Annotated in this window: 14 protein-coding genes; 5 read left to right on the forward strand and 9 right to left on the reverse strand. The window is 70.3% G+C overall.

What is annotated here, in order from left to right; translation table 11 throughout:
* Nucleotides 1-13: 13 nt before the first annotated feature.
* From AB8Z36_RS09720 to AB8Z36_RS09750, 7 genes are all read right to left on the reverse strand, one after another.
* Nucleotides 14-1,108 carry a baeRF3 domain-containing protein gene (locus AB8Z36_RS09720; protein ID WP_369212817.1) on the reverse strand — a complete coding sequence of 365 codons (1,095 nt, stop codon included), beginning with the start codon at nt 1,106-1,108 and terminating at the stop codon, nt 14-16.
* An 83-nt stretch (nt 1,109-1,191) separates the two neighbouring features.
* The gene (locus AB8Z36_RS09725) at nt 1,192-2,490 is read right to left on the reverse strand and encodes a PP2C family protein-serine/threonine phosphatase (protein WP_369212818.1); all 1,299 of its coding nucleotides are present in this window, start codon (nt 2,488-2,490) and stop codon (nt 1,192-1,194) included.
* Complete coding sequence (locus AB8Z36_RS09730; protein ID WP_369212819.1) at nt 2,487-3,527, reverse strand: SpoIIE family protein phosphatase; 1,041 nt, start codon at nt 3,525-3,527, stop codon at nt 2,487-2,489. Before AB8Z36_RS09730 ends, AB8Z36_RS09725 begins: the two co-directional genes overlap by 4 nt.
* Complete coding sequence (locus AB8Z36_RS09735; RefSeq protein ID WP_440581885.1) at nt 3,524-3,988, reverse strand: anti-sigma regulatory factor; 465 nt, start codon at nt 3,986-3,988, stop codon at nt 3,524-3,526. Before AB8Z36_RS09735 ends, AB8Z36_RS09730 begins: the two co-directional genes overlap by 4 nt.
* Nucleotides 3,985-4,386 (reverse strand): STAS domain-containing protein, encoded by a 402-nt coding sequence (locus AB8Z36_RS09740; RefSeq protein ID WP_369212820.1) that lies wholly within the window; start codon nt 4,384-4,386, stop codon nt 3,985-3,987. The genes AB8Z36_RS09735 and AB8Z36_RS09740 overlap by 4 nt, the downstream gene beginning before the upstream one ends.
* Nucleotides 4,383-5,261 (reverse strand): STAS domain-containing protein, encoded by an 879-nt coding sequence (locus tag AB8Z36_RS09745; protein WP_369212821.1) that lies wholly within the window; start codon nt 5,259-5,261, stop codon nt 4,383-4,385. The genes AB8Z36_RS09740 and AB8Z36_RS09745 overlap by 4 nt, the downstream gene beginning before the upstream one ends.
* Before the next feature lie 224 nt (nt 5,262-5,485).
* Complete coding sequence (locus AB8Z36_RS09750; RefSeq protein WP_369212822.1) at nt 5,486-6,004, reverse strand: MarR family winged helix-turn-helix transcriptional regulator; 519 nt, start codon at nt 6,002-6,004, stop codon at nt 5,486-5,488.
* 72 nt (nt 6,005-6,076) lie between these two features.
* Between AB8Z36_RS09750 and AB8Z36_RS09755 the strand changes: the two genes are divergently transcribed.
* Nucleotides 6,077-7,273, forward strand: a complete 1,197-nt coding sequence (locus tag AB8Z36_RS09755) for a PP2C family protein-serine/threonine phosphatase (RefSeq protein WP_369212823.1) — start codon at nt 6,077-6,079, stop codon at nt 7,271-7,273.
* Nucleotides 7,274-7,377: 104 nt separating this feature from the next.
* Here the strand turns inward: AB8Z36_RS09755 and AB8Z36_RS09760 are convergent, their stop codons facing one another.
* Nucleotides 7,378-8,241 carry an RNA polymerase sigma factor SigF gene (locus AB8Z36_RS09760; protein ID WP_440581886.1) on the reverse strand — a complete coding sequence of 288 codons (864 nt, stop codon included), beginning with the start codon at nt 8,239-8,241 and terminating at the stop codon, nt 7,378-7,380.
* 255 nt (nt 8,242-8,496) lie between these two features.
* Here AB8Z36_RS09760 and AB8Z36_RS09765 point away from each other — a divergent pair, with 255 nt between their 5' ends.
* The 3 genes from AB8Z36_RS09765 to AB8Z36_RS09775 all read left to right on the forward strand — a co-directional run bounded on the left by AB8Z36_RS09765 (nt 8,497) and on the right by AB8Z36_RS09775 (nt 13,612).
* On the forward strand, nt 8,497-8,913 hold the full coding sequence (locus AB8Z36_RS09765) for an ATP-binding protein (protein ID WP_369212825.1): 417 nt from the start codon (nt 8,497-8,499) through the stop codon (nt 8,911-8,913).
* Nucleotides 8,914-9,032: 119 nt separating this feature from the next.
* Nucleotides 9,033-13,367 (forward strand): polymorphic toxin-type HINT domain-containing protein, encoded by a 4,335-nt coding sequence (locus AB8Z36_RS09770; RefSeq protein ID WP_369212826.1) that lies wholly within the window; start codon nt 9,033-9,035, stop codon nt 13,365-13,367.
* Nucleotides 13,368-13,408: 41 nt separating this feature from the next.
* Nucleotides 13,409-13,612, forward strand: coding sequence for a hypothetical protein (locus AB8Z36_RS09775; RefSeq protein ID WP_369212827.1), 204 nt, complete (start codon nt 13,409-13,411; stop codon nt 13,610-13,612).
* An 88-nt stretch (nt 13,613-13,700) separates the two neighbouring features.
* Here AB8Z36_RS09775 and AB8Z36_RS09780 read toward each other — a convergent pair whose 3' ends face one another.
* On the reverse strand, nt 13,701-13,865 hold the full coding sequence (locus tag AB8Z36_RS09780; RefSeq protein WP_369212828.1) for an integrase: 165 nt from the start codon (nt 13,863-13,865) through the stop codon (nt 13,701-13,703).
* 361 nt (nt 13,866-14,226) lie between these two features.
* Between AB8Z36_RS09780 and AB8Z36_RS09785 the strand changes: the two genes are divergently transcribed.
* Nucleotides 14,227-15,384 (forward strand): LLM class flavin-dependent oxidoreductase, encoded by a 1,158-nt coding sequence (locus AB8Z36_RS09785; protein ID WP_369212829.1) that lies wholly within the window; start codon nt 14,227-14,229, stop codon nt 15,382-15,384.
* The last annotated feature ends 162 nt before the right edge of the window (nt 15,385-15,546 follow it).

Genomic DNA, 15,546 nt, shown 5'->3' on the forward strand with positions numbered 1-15,546 from the left:
GGGCCTGGGGCGCTCAGTACCGCAGGGCCGCCGCGATCCGGCCGTGGTCGACGAGGGCGTCGCGGGGCACGAAGCGGACCTGGGCGCCCGTTTCGAGCGCGTGCTCCACGACTTCGTCGACGATGTCGTTATGGGCATCCAGATCGTCCGCGCCGGCCGGTACGAGATGTCCGCCCGCCTCGCGCACGGTCGCCCGGTAGGTGTCCTCCACGGCGAGCAGTCGCACACGTCCGTCGGTGGCGTGGTGCCAGACCTCGTCGAGGCCGGCGGCGAACCGCCGGTGGCCCCGCGCGTCGTCCAGATCCCGCAGCGTGGTGCCGAGTTCCGACCGCTCCCGCGCGGCGAGCAGGGGGGCCATCGTCTGCCGCACCTCGGCGGCCCCGGCCCCGGCGAGCCCGCCGTGCGGGACGGGCGTGGCCCCGCCGGTGAACAGGCCGAGCTCGTCGAGGAGCGCGAGGGCGGCGGCCTCTCCCGCGACGTACACGGGCCGCGGCCGGACGGCCAGGATGCCGCCGACCGCGCGGGCCGCCTCGCGCAGGAAGCCGCGGGTGTGCTCGGAGCGGAAGGTGCTCGGCAGATCGCCGATCCGCTCCTTGCGCTCGGCGTCGGCGTCGTCTCGGCCACGCGTCAGCGGGAAACCGTCCGCCGTGTGCTCGGTGACGCCCGCCGCCCTGCCGTCCCACAGCGTGACGCGGTCGGCGGCGACGGCCAGCAGCCAGTACGGGCGCTCGGCGGCGTGGGCCGCCACGAGGTTGCGGGTCAGGAAGGTGTCCGAGAGCACCACCCGCGCGGGCACCGTCCGGCCGAGCGACCACACCTGGTGCTCACCCGGCGCGGCGAACAGCGCGAGGCCGTCCTCGGCGTGCACCAGGTCGACCTCGGCCACCGCCCGTTCCAGCGCCATGCCGACCTGGGCCCGGCGTCCCCGGGTGACGGCCGGGTCCTCCTTGAGCCGCTTCCCCGCCTCGGCCACCAGATTGCGCAGCCGTACGGCGTCCTGTGCGTTCTCCGGTCCCCTGCGGTGCGTGGGCAGCAGCACCGTGACCGCGGGATAGGTACGCGGCCTGCGCAGGCCGGCGAGTACGTCCGGGGTGAGAGAGGGGTGCATGACGACGGCCTTCCGGAAGGGGAACGGCGACGAAAGCACCCTATGCCGGGCAGGGGGACGACGCGCCCCCGCCGGTCGACGGCTTATCCGGGGTCGTGCCCCGGTTCTTGACAGGGGGACCGGAAGCGTACGGCCAGGGCGAGCGTGTCGTCCTCGTGGAGGGCACCGGCGAGCATGTCCCGGGCTATCACGCCGGGCAGCTCCGCCGTGGGCCGGGAGCGGTGGCGGCGGGCGGTCGACACCAGACGCCGCTCGCCCTCGCGGGGGTCCCTGCGGCTCTCGGTGAGGCCGTCGGTGTAGAGCAGCAGCAGGTCGTCGTGGCCCAGCGTGGTGGTGAGGACACGCTCGCTGCCGGGCAGCGGGAAGCCGACGCCCCGGCCGCGCACCTCCAGGAACTCCGCCGAACCGTCGGCCCGCAGATGCAGGGCGGGCGGGTGGCTGCCGTTGGCCAGGGAGAGTTCACCGGTCGCGGGGTTCAGGTGCACCAGTTGCAGCGTGGCCATCACGCTCTGGTCGAAGGGGGCGAGGATCTCGTCCGTGCGCGCCACGATGGTCCCCAGCGAGTGGCCTTCGAGCGCGAGCGTACGCACGGCGTGGGTGACCGTCAGGGCGGTGCGCGTACTGGTGATGCCATGGCCCAGGGCGTCGACGATGGTGATGTGCACGGTGCCGTCCGGCAGCGTGAACCAGTCGTACAGGTCGCCGCCGGTGGGGGTCTCGTCGCTGGCCGGGGCGTAGTGGACGGCCAGGTCGAGGCCGTCGACGTGCAGGGGGCGCGGGCGCAGCGCGTCCTCCAGGGAGCGCAGGGTACGGCCGTGCGCCTTGCGCAGCTCCTCGTCCCGCTCCTCCAGCTGCACATACAGCGCGAGGACTCCGCTGTTGGTCTCGGCCAGCTCGTGCTTGAGCTTGCGGTGCTGATCGGCCAGGCGGTCGGCCCGGGCCAGCGCGGCGCGCAACTCCTCTTCCAGGAGGGCGACATCGGCCTCGGCGCCGCGGGGAGCGGCGGCCGCCGCCCGGCCCGCCCGGGTGGCCTGCGGGACCACGGTGGCGAGCGGGGCGCGGGCCGTGGGCAGCGGCACCCGCCACACCACCGTGCCGTCGGCGCCCGCCTCACCGGGCAGCGGCAGCTCGTCCGTCACGACGACCCGGCTGTCCTGGCGGGGCAGGGTGAGAGCGAGGGTCAGCCGGTCCGCCCCGTCCTCGCCCGCCTCGTTCGTGGCCGTCAGCGTGACCGGCCGCCCCGCGTTCAGCGCCGCGGCGGCCGTCTCGCTCAGGGACAGCACGATGCGCGCCCTGTCCTCGGCGGGCAGCCGGTAGGTCAGGGCGATGCCGCGGACGGTGCGCCGCAGCGCGGCGGGCGTGCTGAAGGTGGTGCTGGTCATCCGATCCCCAGAGGGCTGCCGAGGGCGAGGACGGTGGCATCGTCGCGGCGCAGGCGGTACGTGTGGGCCAGCGAGGCCGCGAGCAGGACGGGCGGCAGGTTCAGCTGGGCCGGATCGGGGTCGCGGGCCCACCGGTGGTCGATGCCGTCGGTGCACAGGACCAGGCCGGTGTGGCCGGACACGTCGAGGTGCTGGACGCGTGGCACGGGCAGGTTGTAGCCGACGATGCCGGGCTGCCCGGTGAGCTGCCGCGCGACGCCGTACGAGGAAAGGACCGCCGCGCGGATGTTGCCGACACCGCAGAACTCGGCATGGCCCGCGCCCACCCGGACCAGGGAGGCCGCGGCGCCGCGGGTGTGCCGCAGGGCGCTGTGCAGGGCCTCGATGATCTCGGGCAGCGGGGCGTCCGCGCAGGCCAGGAACGTACGCATCGCCCGCAGACTGACCGCCGCCGCGTCCGGGCCATGGCCGAGGCCGTCGACCACGAGGCCGGTCAGGGACGTGTCGTCGGCGACGACCGCGTATCCGTCGCCGCTCGTGCGCTCACCGGCGGCGGGCAGGCAGAGCGCGCCGATGTCCGCGCGCGGCTTGGCACCTCCCGGGCCCGCGAGCCTGGCGTGCACGGAGGTGCCGCGTCCCGCGGCGGAGCGCAGGGTGAAGTCCGACGCGATGCGGCGCACCGCTCCGAGCCCGGCGCCCATCGTCTTGGTGGTGCTGTAGCCGTCGGTGAGGGAGAGCGCGATGTCCGCGATGCCCGGACCGTTGTCCACCGCCACGATGTCGAGACCGGTGTCGAGCGCGGTGTCCAGGGGGGAACGCCGGCCGAGGGGCGACTGCTGGAGGAACACCGCTCCGTTGCGTGCGTGCTTGCTGATGTTGCTCGCGAGCTCACTGGCGAGCACGGCGGCCTGGTCGGGCAGCGCGCCGGGCATCCCGCAGACCTGCGCGAGTTCGCGGGCGCGGTCGGCGGCGGTCTGGACGGCACTGTGGTGGTCGATGGGCACGTGCAGCGTCTCGGAGGTCGCGAGCGTGGTCACCGCGGTCCGCTCCAGCGGATGGCGGTGACGGTGGTCCCCTCACCCGGGGCGCTGCGCACCTCGAACTCGTCCATCAGACGGCGCGCCCCGCCGAGCCCGTGCCCGAGGCCCGCCCCGGTGGTGTAGCCGTCGGTGAACGCCGCGTCGAGGTCGGCGATGCCCGGTCCGTTGTCGCTGACGGAGAGCCGCAGTCCCTGGCGGCCGTCGCGCCGGGCGGTCTCGATGACGAGGGTGCCGCCGCCGCCGTGGACATAGGCGTTGCGGGCCAGTTCGCTGGCCGCGGTGACGATGCGGGTCTGGTCGACCAGGCCGAATCCGGCGCGCAGGGTGGCCTCGCGGACCGCGTGGCGCGCGGAGAGCAGGTCCTCCTCGGCCCGGATCTCATGGGTGACGCGGGCGCTGCCGCCATCCGCCGGGGACGGGGTGGAGGGGACTTCGTCGATGTCGCCGTACAGGGTCAACTGGTGCCCCTTCCGGCGGGCGGGACGAGCGTCTGCTCCCAGCCCAGGGTGCGAAGACCCTGCTCGGCGTTGAGCGTCGTCTCCACGCCCGAGAGCTGGAGCCCCAGCTCCACGAGGGTGATGGCCACGGCGGGCCGCATACCGGCCACGATGACCCGGGCGCCGAGGAGCCGCGAGGTCGTCGTCAGCTCCATCAGCGTCCGCGCGACGAAGGAGTCGATGATCTCCAGGCGCGAGATGTCGATGACGACGCCGCGGGCCCGGTCGGCGACGATGCGCTCGGTGAGCTCCTCGGTGAACGCGAGGGCTCCCTTGTCGTCGAGTTCGTTGAGCAGCCCCGTGACGAGGACGTCCCCGAGACGCAGGACCGGTACGCCGCCGCGCATGCCGTCGTTCATCGGGCGCCCACCGGATCGGACGACCCCACCGGCCGGTCGGTGAGCCTGATCGCGGCGGCGAGGGCGTCGGCCAGGGTGGCGCGGGTGAGGATGGCCGAGAGGTCGATGCCGAGCTGGGCGATGATCTGCGCGATCGAAGGCCGGATGCCGCTGATGACGCAGTCGGCGCCCATCAGCCGTACGGCGTCGACCGTCTGCATCAGGTGGTGCGCCACGGCCGTGTCCACGGTGGGCACGCCCGTGATGTCGATGATCGCCACCTCCGCCTCGTCGCGCTCGATGGCCTGGAGCAGGTTCTCCATGACCACCTGCGTACGGGTGGTGTCGAGGCTGCCGATCAGCGGGACGGCGAGCACCTTGTCCCACAGGCGCACCACCGGCGTGGAGACTTCGAGGAGTTGCCGGCTCTGCCGCCGGATGATCTCCTCGCGCCCCTCCACGTAGGTGGAGAAGGACAGGGCGCCCGCGGTGTCGAGGAGCCGGTTGACGCAGAGGGCGGAGTGGTAGAGGGCCGGGGTGTCGCTCGCCTGCTGGCGCACCGCTTCGAGCAGCGCTTCCTTCAGGGCGAGGACGGCCAGTGAGGTGGCGGTCGGGGCGGCGCCGCCGCGCGCCCTGCGCAGGGACAGCTCGGTGATGGCCTGACGCAGGCCGGGGAAGGAGGTGGCGAGAGTCTCCACCGGCTGATCGGTTTCAAGTGCCGCGAGCAAGGAACCCACGAAGGCGTCGGCCTCCTCGCGGAGCTCCGCCTCCCTGATGCCGCTGCCGGGGACCGCACGCTCCAGCTGAAGCTGCACCCAGCGGTCGGCCACCTTGTCGCCCTGTTCGCGGAGTGCGGTGAGCACGCTGAGCCGGGCCTCTGGTTCACTGGAGTTCATTACATCCACCTTAGCAATTGTTGTCGCGCGGCAAACGTTAATCGAGGGTATCGATCAACGAAATCCCGCCCTTGGGTGACCCCCTCTCAACGGGGTGGCGGCAGACCGGGCGACCGGGCGGGCCGACGAGGGAGCGGTACGGAACATGCCGTGTACCCATGACGACGAAGGCTGATCACGCGACACGGGCCGGAGCGTGGCCGGATCGCGGACGAAACCCGTGGTCAGGCGCTCTCCACCGCGCCGCCGGGCGACGGCCCGCTCTCCGGCGTGGGCTCCTCGGCCGCGGCGGAGGACTCGACGGCCGAGCGGAATCCCCGCAGACCTCTTTCGAGCGCTGCCCGATCTGTCCGACTCATACCGGAGATGACGTCGAACAGGGCACTTTCACGTCGTGTCCGCAATTCTTTGAGGTAGCTTTCTCCCTGGCTCGACAGGCGCAGCTCAAGCTCGCGGCGGCTGGCTGAACTCAGGGAGCGCTCGATGAAGCCCAACGCGTGAAGACGGTCACACATACGGCTCACCGACGACGGGGCCGACCCGAGCACCTCGCCCAGCGTGCGGAGGTTGATCCCCTGGGCGCCGTCCAGGACGTACAGCACCCGCAGTTGTGAGGAGGAGACGGGGGCCGGCGATGTGATGTCGCGGCCTTTGTTCCACAGCACCTCAAGCAGTTCGATGACATCCCTGACCGCGGGCGCGGCGGCTTCCTGGCCGTCCTTGCCGGAGAGATCGGGATTCATGCCCTCAACTGTGACACTTCGCAATGGCCTTGTCAGTCGCTGAGACATGAGGGCCGTTCGCTCCTTCTTGTCATGTCATTCCAGATAGGCGGTAAACGGCAGGTGGACAGATTCAGGGTCGTGGAACGAGCGCTGCGCAAGGCCGCACCGCACGCTCTCGTCGAAGCGGTACAGGACGCGCTGGCCGCGCACTACGCCGCCGTCTCCGTCGAGCTGCTGATGGCCGACTACGCGACGACCATACTTCAGCCGGTCCAGTCGCTGCCCTGGACGGCCGACCCGGTCTCCGTCCACGCCAGCGCCCCCGGACGCGCCTTCGGCGCCCAGGAACCGTACGTCGAGACCGACGAGGCGGCCGGGCTCGCCGTCGTCCACCTGCCGGTCAGCGTCCGGGGCGACCGCATCGGCATCCTGACCGTCCGCCTCCCCGCCGACGCCTACGACAAGGACACCGCCGCCGAACTGGCGGAGGTCGCCGAGGCGCTCGGTCACGGGATCGTGGTCGCCGAGCGCGACACCGACCTCTACCTCCAGGCCCGCCGCGCCGACCGGCTGACCCTGGCCGCCGAGATGCAGTGGCAGCTCCTCCCGGGCCGCTCCTGCTCCCGCCCGGAGTACGACCTCGGGGCCCAGCTCGAACCGGCGTACGCGATCTACGGCGACAACTTCGACTGGTCGGCGTCGGAGCGGCACCTCACGCTCACGGTGACCAACGGCATGGGGGAGGGCATCGAGGCGGCGCTCCTGACCAACCTCGCCATCAACGCGCTGCGCAACGCGCGCCGGGCGGGCCTCTCCCTCGCGGACCAGGCGTGCCTCGCCGACCAGGCCGTCTACGGCCACTACCGCGGCGCCGTCCACCTCTCCATGCTGCTGCTCCGCTTCGACCTGGAGACGGGGGAGGCGGAGGTCATCGACGCGGGTTCGCCGAGGATGTGGCGCGTGCGGCACGGAAGACCCGAGGCCGTGGAGCTCGACGCGCAGCTGCCGCTCGGCATGTTCGAGGACACGCTCTACTCGGCGCAGCACTTCCGGGTGGAACCGGCGGACCGGCTGCTCTTCATCAGTGACGGTGTCTACAACGTGGCCTCGCCCGCGGGCGAGCGCTACAGCGAGAAGGCGCTCGCCCGGGCGATGACCAGTACGCGGCTGCTGCCGCCCTCACAGGTCCCGCGGGCCGTGCTGCACGAGCTCGCGGGACACCGCGGCTCCATCGACGCCGACGACGACGCGATGATCGTCTGCCTGGACTGGCACGGGCGGCCCTGAGGGCCCGACTGTCCGCAGGGCTCGGGGCTGGACCGAGATATCAGGCCCCAGGCCCCCAGGTCCCGGGCCCCGGGCCATAGGTCTCAGGCCTCAGGTCTCGTGCCTCAGGCGGTGGCGGGGAGCATGCCCTTGCGCAGGTTCCCCAGGGTCCGCGAGAGCAGCCGGGACACCTGCATCTGGGAGACCCCGAGGCGCTCGCCGATCTGCGACTGGGTCAGCTCCTCCACGAAGCGCAGGTGCAGGATCTCCCGGTCGCGCTCGGGCAGTTCCGCGATGAGCGGCGCCAGCGCGTGGAAGTCCTCGACGAGCTCCAGACCGGGGTCGACCTCTCCGATGAAGTCGGCCAGCGGCGTCTCGTCGGTGGAGTCGCCGTGCAGGACCGCGTCGAGGGAGGCGGAGTTGTAGCCGTTGGAGGCGAGACGGGCCTCGATGACCTCTTCGGCGCTCAGGTTCATCAGCGCGGCGAGCTCGTCGACCGTGGGGGAGCGCCCGAGGCGGCTGCTCAGCTCCTCGGTGGCCTTGGCGAGTTCGACCCGGGCCTCCTGGAGGCGGCGGGGGACGTGCACGGCCCAGGACGTGTCACGGAAGAAGCGCTTGATCTCACCGACGATGTAAGGGACCGCGAAGGTGGCGAACTGGACCTCGCGGGAGAGCTCGAAGCGGTCGATGGCCTTGATGAGGCCGATCATGCCGACCTGGACCACGTCCTCCATCTCGTCACTGCGGTTGCGGAACCGCCCGGCGGCGTAACGGACCAGGGACATGTTCAGTTCGATCAGCGTATTGCGGACGTACTGATACTGGTGTGTCCCCTCCTCCAACACGGCGAGCTGGTCGAAGAACACCTGGGAAAGGGCGCGGGCGTCCCGCGGCGACACCGCCTGCGGGTCCGTGATCTCCGGCAGCTCCGCGACCGCCGGCACCTCCGCCACGCCGGTATCCGTCTGGGTTCCGATGGCCATCGTCATGTCAACCTCCGAGTTCGCCAGCCGACGTCCTCTCCTACGGCTGGTGGCGCCCGGTTACCCCGCCTTCCGCGCTTCATGTCCTCGTCAGTACGGACGAGTTGCGTGACGTGCGCCACAGGGTTCTGGAGCGGGGGCGCGGAGGCCGTGGCGGGGCCTGCCGCGCGGGTTGCCGGGGGCTGTCGCGCACGTTAAGGACCCGTGTTCCGGGGCAAGAGAGCCATTCGAACAGTCCACCCCCTGAACTAGGAGGGGCGTATGCGGACGGACCATACACAGCACAGCGTCAGGCCGCTGGAACGTGCGGTCTTCGACAACCGCCCGGAGGCCGTGGCCGAGGCGCGGGACTTCGCCCGGCACTTCCTCGGCGGACTCAGTCCGGCCCTGGAGGAGCAGGCGGCGGCGAGCGTAGAGCTCACCGTCTCCGAACTCGTCACCAACGCGGTGCGGCACGCCCACGGCACCTCGTGCTCGCTGCGGCTCACGGCCCACCGGGACACGGTGACGGTGGCCGTCACCGACGCGGACCCCCGCCCCCCACGCGAGCGCACCCCGGACCTGGCGGGCGGCACGGGCGGCTTCGGCTGGCCCATGGTCCGCGGCCTCGCCAACGCGGTCACGGTCAGCACGGGCCCGCAGGGCAAGACGGTACGGGCGTATCTGCCCCGCCATTGAATCGGTTTCACAGGGCTGGTTCTCATTTTTTTCTCATGCCCGTCCCCTTGCGTTCCGTGAGCGCCTCGACCTGCGGCGCACCGCGGTCTGTCTGATTCGGGACAGGCCGCGGTGTGCGCGTGGCCGATAGCCGTCGGGGGCCCTCACGCAGCGACTGGCGCGGCTACGGCAGGGTCCGGGTGACCAAGTCGGACGGCACCGTCAGCGCCTCCGACCAGCGCACGGAACACGTCTTACTGCGCGGGCTCGGCGGTGAGGCCGAGGACTCCACCGGCGTGAAGCACGCCGCCGACGACGAGCTCTCCGGACAGGAACCGTCCCGGGTCACGGCGACCCGGGTCGGCGTCCCGGGTCAAAACTGGGGCACGCGCGAGGCGCGCTACGACGACGCCACGGGCCGCCCGGTCGAGACCGACGACTACGGCAAGGTCATCTCCGACGACCTCACGTTCTACGACGGCAAGGCCCTCGGCGAGGCACCGGTCAAGGGCGACGCGACCAAGGTGCAGCGGCTCTCCAGGCACGACGGCACCAAGGCCACATACCAGACGGTGACGGAGTCCGCGGTGGCGGACTTCGACCGCTACGGGCGACCGCTGAAGGTCAAGGACGCCAAGGGCACCGAGACGAAGCTCGCCTACACCGAGACCGACGGGCTGACGACCAGGCAGACGGAGACCAACCCGCTCGGGTGGGACATCTCCACGGAGTACGTCCGCTCCTGGGGCACCCCGTCCGCGCAGGTCGACATGAACGGCAAGCGCAGTCAGATGGAGCATGACGCGCTCGGCCGCGTCACCGACGTCTGGCTCGCCGACCGCTCGAAGAACGAGCCCGCGTCGATCAAGTACAGCTATCTGGTCCGCAGCAAGGCACCGGTCGCCGTCAAGACGGAGAAGTACGAGCGCCAGGGCACGTACGGCGTGGAGTACACGCTCTACGACGGACTGCTTCGACCGCGTCAGCAGCAGGCCGAGGGCCCGAAGGGCGGCGGCCTGATCGCCGACACCCACTACGACGGCCTGGGCAACGTCGTCGAGGCGACCTCGGACTACTACACCAAGCAGGCGCCCACGGACACCCTCTTCAAGCCGACGGGCGAGCTGGACGGCCAGACGCTCACGCGGTACGACGGCGTGGGGCGCAAGACGGCGGAGATCTTCCAGGTCGCCGACGAGGAGAAGTGGCGCACCACCTACACCTACGGCGGCGACCGCGTACACGTCGACCCGCCCGCCGGCACGCCGCCCACCACGACGATCACCGACGGCCGGGACAGGACGACGGAGATCCGCCGCTACAAGGGCGACAAGCCCCTGCCCACCGGCACCTCGCAGGACTACGAGTCGACGTCCTACACCTATTGGCCCGCCGGGCAGCTCAAATCCGTCGAGGACTCGGCGGGCAACACCTGGTCGTACGAGTACGACCAGCGGGGTCGGAAGACCGCGTCCACCGACCCCGACACGGGCAAGTCGTCGTTCGCGTACGACTCCCTCGACCGGCTCGTCTCCACGACGGACGTGCGGGACAAGACGGTCTCGACGAAGTACGACGTCCTCGGCCGCCCCGAGTCCACCTGGGAGGGCGAGCCGGACAAGGGCACGCAGCTCACCGCGACCACCTACGACCACGTCGCCAAGGGACAGCCGTACGGCACCTACCGGTACGAGAACGGCAAGGTGCAGGCGGCGACGGTCAACGTCCACCTGGACGACTTCTACCAGCCCGAACTCACCAAGGTGGTGCTCGGCGGTGACGTCGCCGAGGAGCTGAAGGGCACCTACGAGTTCAGCACCCAGTACAACGCGGACGGCACGGTCCAGTCCCAGCAGTTGCCCGCGGCCGGTGGCCTCGGCAGCGAGGTGCTCACCTACGTCTACGACGACCTGCAGCGCCCGACCCAGCTGCTGTCGAATGTGGACGGCAAGCAGCAGGGAGCGTACGTCGGGCAGGCCTCCTACGCTCCGACCTCGCAGCTCCAGCAGCTGGAACTGGGCACGATCGGCGGTTCGGACGGCAAGCGGACGTGGCTCACCTACGAGCACGAGCGCGGCACCGACCGGCTCACGAACTCCCGCGTCGACGTCACGAGTGTCGACGCGGTGACCTCCGACACCGACTACACCTACGACGCGGCAGGCAACGTCACGTCGATCGCCGACACCCCGACGGGCGGCCAGGACGACGTCCAGTGCTTCCGCTACGACTGGGAACGCCGTCTGAAGTCGGCCTGGGCCACGGCCAACCCCGCTGACGGGGCCGCGGGCACCGGCAGGCTGAACAAGGCGTGCGCGAGTGATCCCTCCGCCTCGACGCTCGGCGGTCCGGGTGCGTACTGGCAGGACTTCGACTACGACGCGTCGGGCAACCGCGAGAGGCAGGTCCTGCACGGTGTCGGCGGCAAGCCGGACGTGACGCGGACGTACACGTACGGCAAGGACGCCGAGGGCAACGGCGGCCCGCACACCCTCACCAAGGTGGTGACGGACACCCCGGCCGGCGGCAACGGGCCCGCGGTGAAGTCGCAGGACACGTTCGCGTACGACAAGGCGGGCAACACCAGGCAGCGGGTCCTGAACGGTTCGACGCAGGATCTGACCTGGGACGCGACGGGCAAGCTGACGAAGTCGGCGAAGCAGGACACGGAGGCGAGGTCCTTCCTCTACGACGCCTCGGGCGAGCGCCTGTTGCGCAAGGAACCCGGCAAGCAGACCCTGTACCTGCCGGGCATGGAACTCACCCTCAACACCACCTCACGCGCGGTGGAGGGGACCCGCTACTACGGCTTCGCCGGTCGTACGGTCGCGATGCGCACGCCCAAGGGTGTGCAGTTCCTGGCGGGCGACCACCACGGGACGTCGCTGACGGCGGTCGACGCCAAGTCCGGAGCGGTGACGCGGCGCCGCATGGATCCGTTCGGCAACGCACGGGGCACCGTGGTGTCCGACCCCTGGGTCGACGACAAGGGGTTCCTCGGGGCACCGGTGGACGCGTCGACGGGTCTGACGCATGTCGGAGCCCGCGAATACGAGCCGGAGAACGGCCGCTTCATCTCGGCCGACCCGCTGATCGACTTCACCGACCCGCAGCAGATCAACGGGTACGCGTACGCCAACAACAGCCCGGTGACGCTGTCGGACCCGACGGGTGAGATGCCGGACGAGTGCAAGCTCGCCGGTGTCCAGTGCAAGATGAAGAGCAACGGCGGCTGGGAATCCAAGCCCACGCCGACCTACAAGAAGTACTACGGGATCGGCAAGACACCGGCCCAGCGCAGGGCGGAGACCGTCCGCTACGAGGCCACCGCGCAGAAGCGGGTCATCATCTCCGCGGCCAAGGAACTCGGCAAGATCGTCGCCGATGAACTGGGCATCACCGACGCGCTCGACTGCTTCAGCACCGGCAGCCTCGGCTCCTGCGGCGCCACGATCCTGAACGTCGTCACGAGCGCCATCGGCGCGAAGATCGGCACCCTGGCCAAGAAATACCTCTGGAACTGGAAGAAGGGCGCCGCCCTCGCCAAACGGATCTGGGGCCTCCTCGACAAACTGAGCAGCGGCTACAGCAAGTGGCGACGCCTGGACAAGAAGGCCGACCGGCTCGAGGAAGCGGCGGCGAGCTGCAAGGTCGCCAACAGCTTCACCCCAGGCACCAAGGTCTTGATGGCGGACGGCAGTACGAAGTCCATCGAAGACATCGACATAGGCGACAAGGTCCTGGCAACGGACCCCAAGACCGGCAAGACGAAGGTCCGCACGGTCACGGCCGAGATCAAGGGCAAGGGCACGAAGCACCTGGTCAAGGTCACGATCGACACGGACGGCAAGAAGGGCGACAAGACGTCGTCCGTCACGGCGACGGACGGCCACCCCTTCTGGGTCCCGGCCCTGAACGAGTGGATCGACGCGAAGGACCTGCGGACGCATCAGCGCCTGCGGACGGGCGCGGGTACGTACGTCGAGATCGCGTCGGTCGAACGCTGGACACAGCAGGCGGCTGTCCACAATCTGACGGTTGCGGGCTTGCATACGTACTATGTGCTGGCGGGGGCCACTCCGGTACTCGTTCACAATTGTGGAAATGCGTCCGTTGACGAGCTGGCTGAGGCGGCGACTGGGCCTTATAAGAAGGCCAAAATCGACACGCGTACCGGTAAGATTGCTCGCGGTCAAAGCAATGCAGGACGGGCGTTGCAGAAGCATGCAGACCCCAGTCGAGGGCCGGTTCATGCGAGCAAGTTCCCGACCCTCGCGTCGGATGCAGAGCGTACGGAAATGGGCGACGACATGGTCCTTGAGTTGCTGACCAATCCAGGTAGTACAGACACGCTGGGTTCCGCCTCGGCGCACTATGGGGGAACTGTTCGCGACATATGGCATCCAAGCGGAAGCTATGGTGCACGCTGGAGTACGCGCGGAGGCGGACTCACGTTCGAAGGGTTCCTCGGGTGAGGATTGCGGAGATTTCCGGGCGTCAATATCGCCTCTTCAGGGTGGCCAGCATTCACGAAGATGCCAGCTACGTTGAATGCCGTGCCATGGATACTGGAGATTGCGTATGCGAGATCCGTATTGATTCTCCAGAGGGGCTTTATCTGATGCCCATGGCGAGGGAGGCTGATGTGGATGTGGTCGCCGAGACGATCGCTTACGCGAAAGAAGTAGCGCGCCCTTCAGCGGGTGCGGCGAGCAATTAGAATTCATTCGCCGAATGATCGCAAAGCCCCACCGGCAGTGGTACCGGTGGGGCTTTCCGGTGCCTTGACGGCAACGGTGACGGCAACGTCAGCGGACGACGGCTGTGACGGATGGGTTGTCGGGGTTGTCGTTGGTTGATGTGAGGACGACTCCGAGGGTGTCGATGGCCTGGCGTTGGAGGCGGAGTCGGACGTGGGCGTAGACGCCGGCGGTGACGCCGATATGGGCGTGGCCGAGGAGTTCCCTGAACACGACAAGCGCTGAAGTTCGACGCCGGAACCGCCCTCACCGCCTCACCGCGAGCGGTCCCGCAGGCCGAGCCATTGGTCGGCGTGCCAGGCCCGGAAGCGCTCCGCTTCGGCGCATCCCGGCTCTGCGGCGAGGAGTCCCGCTGGGTGTGTCCCGGCGGGGCTTACGTCTTTCACAGTTCGACGCACTGGCCGGTGGGCGTCGGGAGGGGCGCCCACCGGCCAGTGCGTCGCCGCCGCCCCCATCTGCCCCGCGCACGCCCCTTGCTTCCTCACGGCATGACGATTAGTCATATGGCTGATCGAACCATGGGTGCGCGAGCGCGGGAGCGTCGCGTGCCACGGGTCAACCCCCAGGAGGGCACGTGCAGTTCTCCGTCATCTTTGAGGCGCAGCTCGCCGACCCCACGGTCGAGCGGGAGCACCAGGTCATCCGGGACAGCGTCGAGCAGGCCGTGCTCGCGGAGGCGATGGGGTTCGACCGGGTCTGGGCGGTCGAGCACCACTCCCTGAAGTGGTACGCGCACATGAGCGCCCCGGAAATCTTCCTGACCTGGGTCGCCGCGCGCACCCGCACCATCAGGATCGGGCACGGCGTCGTCTGCATGCCGTTCAACTTCAACCACCCCGCCCGGGTCGCCGAGCGTGCCGCCATGCTGGATCTGCTGTCCGGCGGGCGGCTCGACCTCGGCGCGGGGCGCGGCGGCACCGAGCAGGAGACGTCGCTGTGCGGGGTCGACAGGGCGCGGACGGCCCAGGAGGTCGAAGAGGCCCTGCGCATCATCGGCAAGGCCTGGGAGAAGGAGGAGCTGGAGCACCACGGCCCGCTCCTCGACATCGCCCCGCACCCGATCCTGCCCCGCCCGCAGCAGTTGCCGCACCCGCCGCTCTTCCTCGCGTGCAGCAGGACCGAGACCCTCGCCCAGGCCGCAGACCTCGGCATCGGCGCGCTGGTCATGGGCTTCGCCGGGCCCGGGTCGATCGCCGCGATGCGCGAGGCGTACGACGCCGCCGTCACCGCCCGTACCGGCGAGCGCCTGGTGTCGAGCGTCGTCAACGACCACTTCTCCGTGCTCTGCCCGACCATCGTCCTCGACGACGGCGAGGCGGCCCGCCGCGTCGGCATCCGGGGGCAGCGGTTCTTCGCGCAGTCCATCGGCCACTGGTACGGCGGCGCGGGCGTCCCCGACGAGGCGGTCGTCGAGGGGAGCGACGAGGCCGCCGAGATGCGCAGGGCCGCCGAGCAGGTCGTCGCCCGCCTCCACGAGCACGACATCCCGGTACGGCCGACCTCGACGGCCACCTTCAACGCCGACCACGCCTACGGAACCGCCGACGACGCCATCGCCTACGTGGAGCGGCTCCGCGACGCCGGGGCCGACGAGATCATGTGCCTGATCCAGATGGGTACGGTCCCGCAGGAGGCCTGCCTGGAGACGCTGCGGCAGTGGGGCGAGAAGGTCATCCCGCACTTCCGGGAGCGGGAGCGGGGGCAAGCACAAGCAGCGGGGGCGGACGCCTGATGCGGGCCGAGCCGCCCGGCCGCGCCGATGTCAATGCCGATGCCGATGCCGATGCCGACGCCGCTGCCAATGGAGACCGCCTCGCCCCCGAAGCGCGTCCCCTGGTCGATGCCCTCTCCGCCGCCTTCCCCGATCTCGGCGGCGCCGTGACCGATGCCCGTG

The organism is Streptomyces flavofungini, from assembly GCF_041028215.1.
In the GTDB taxonomy this organism is placed as follows: Bacteria; Actinomycetota; Actinomycetes; order Streptomycetales; family Streptomycetaceae; genus Streptomyces; species Streptomyces flavofungini_B.

Bases quoted from the DNA above. Each gene is read 5' to 3' on its own strand.
- AB8Z36_RS09740 (WP_369212820.1), bottom strand. From the start codon at position 4,386: ATGAACGACGGCATGCGCGGCGGCGTACCGGTCCTGCGTCTCGGGGAC.
- AB8Z36_RS09745 (WP_369212821.1), bottom strand. From the start codon at position 5,261: ATGAACTCCAGTGAACCAGAGGCCCGGCTCAGCGTGCTCACCGCACTC.
- AB8Z36_RS09755 (WP_369212823.1), top strand. From the start codon at position 6,077: ATGTCATTCCAGATAGGCGGTAAACGGCAGGTGGACAGATTCAGGGTC.
- AB8Z36_RS09725 (WP_369212818.1), bottom strand. From the start codon at position 2,490: ATGACCAGCACCACCTTCAGCACGCCCGCCGCGCTGCGGCGCACCGTC.
- AB8Z36_RS09750 (WP_369212822.1), bottom strand. From the start codon at position 6,004: ATGAATCCCGATCTCTCCGGCAAGGACGGCCAGGAAGCCGCCGCGCCC.
- AB8Z36_RS09760 (WP_440581886.1), bottom strand. From the start codon at position 8,241: ATGACGATGGCCATCGGAACCCAGACGGATACCGGCGTGGCGGAGGTG.
- AB8Z36_RS09765 (WP_369212825.1), top strand. From the start codon at position 8,497: ATGCGGACGGACCATACACAGCACAGCGTCAGGCCGCTGGAACGTGCG.
- AB8Z36_RS09720 (WP_369212817.1), bottom strand. From the start codon at position 1,108: ATGCACCCCTCTCTCACCCCGGACGTACTCGCCGGCCTGCGCAGGCCG.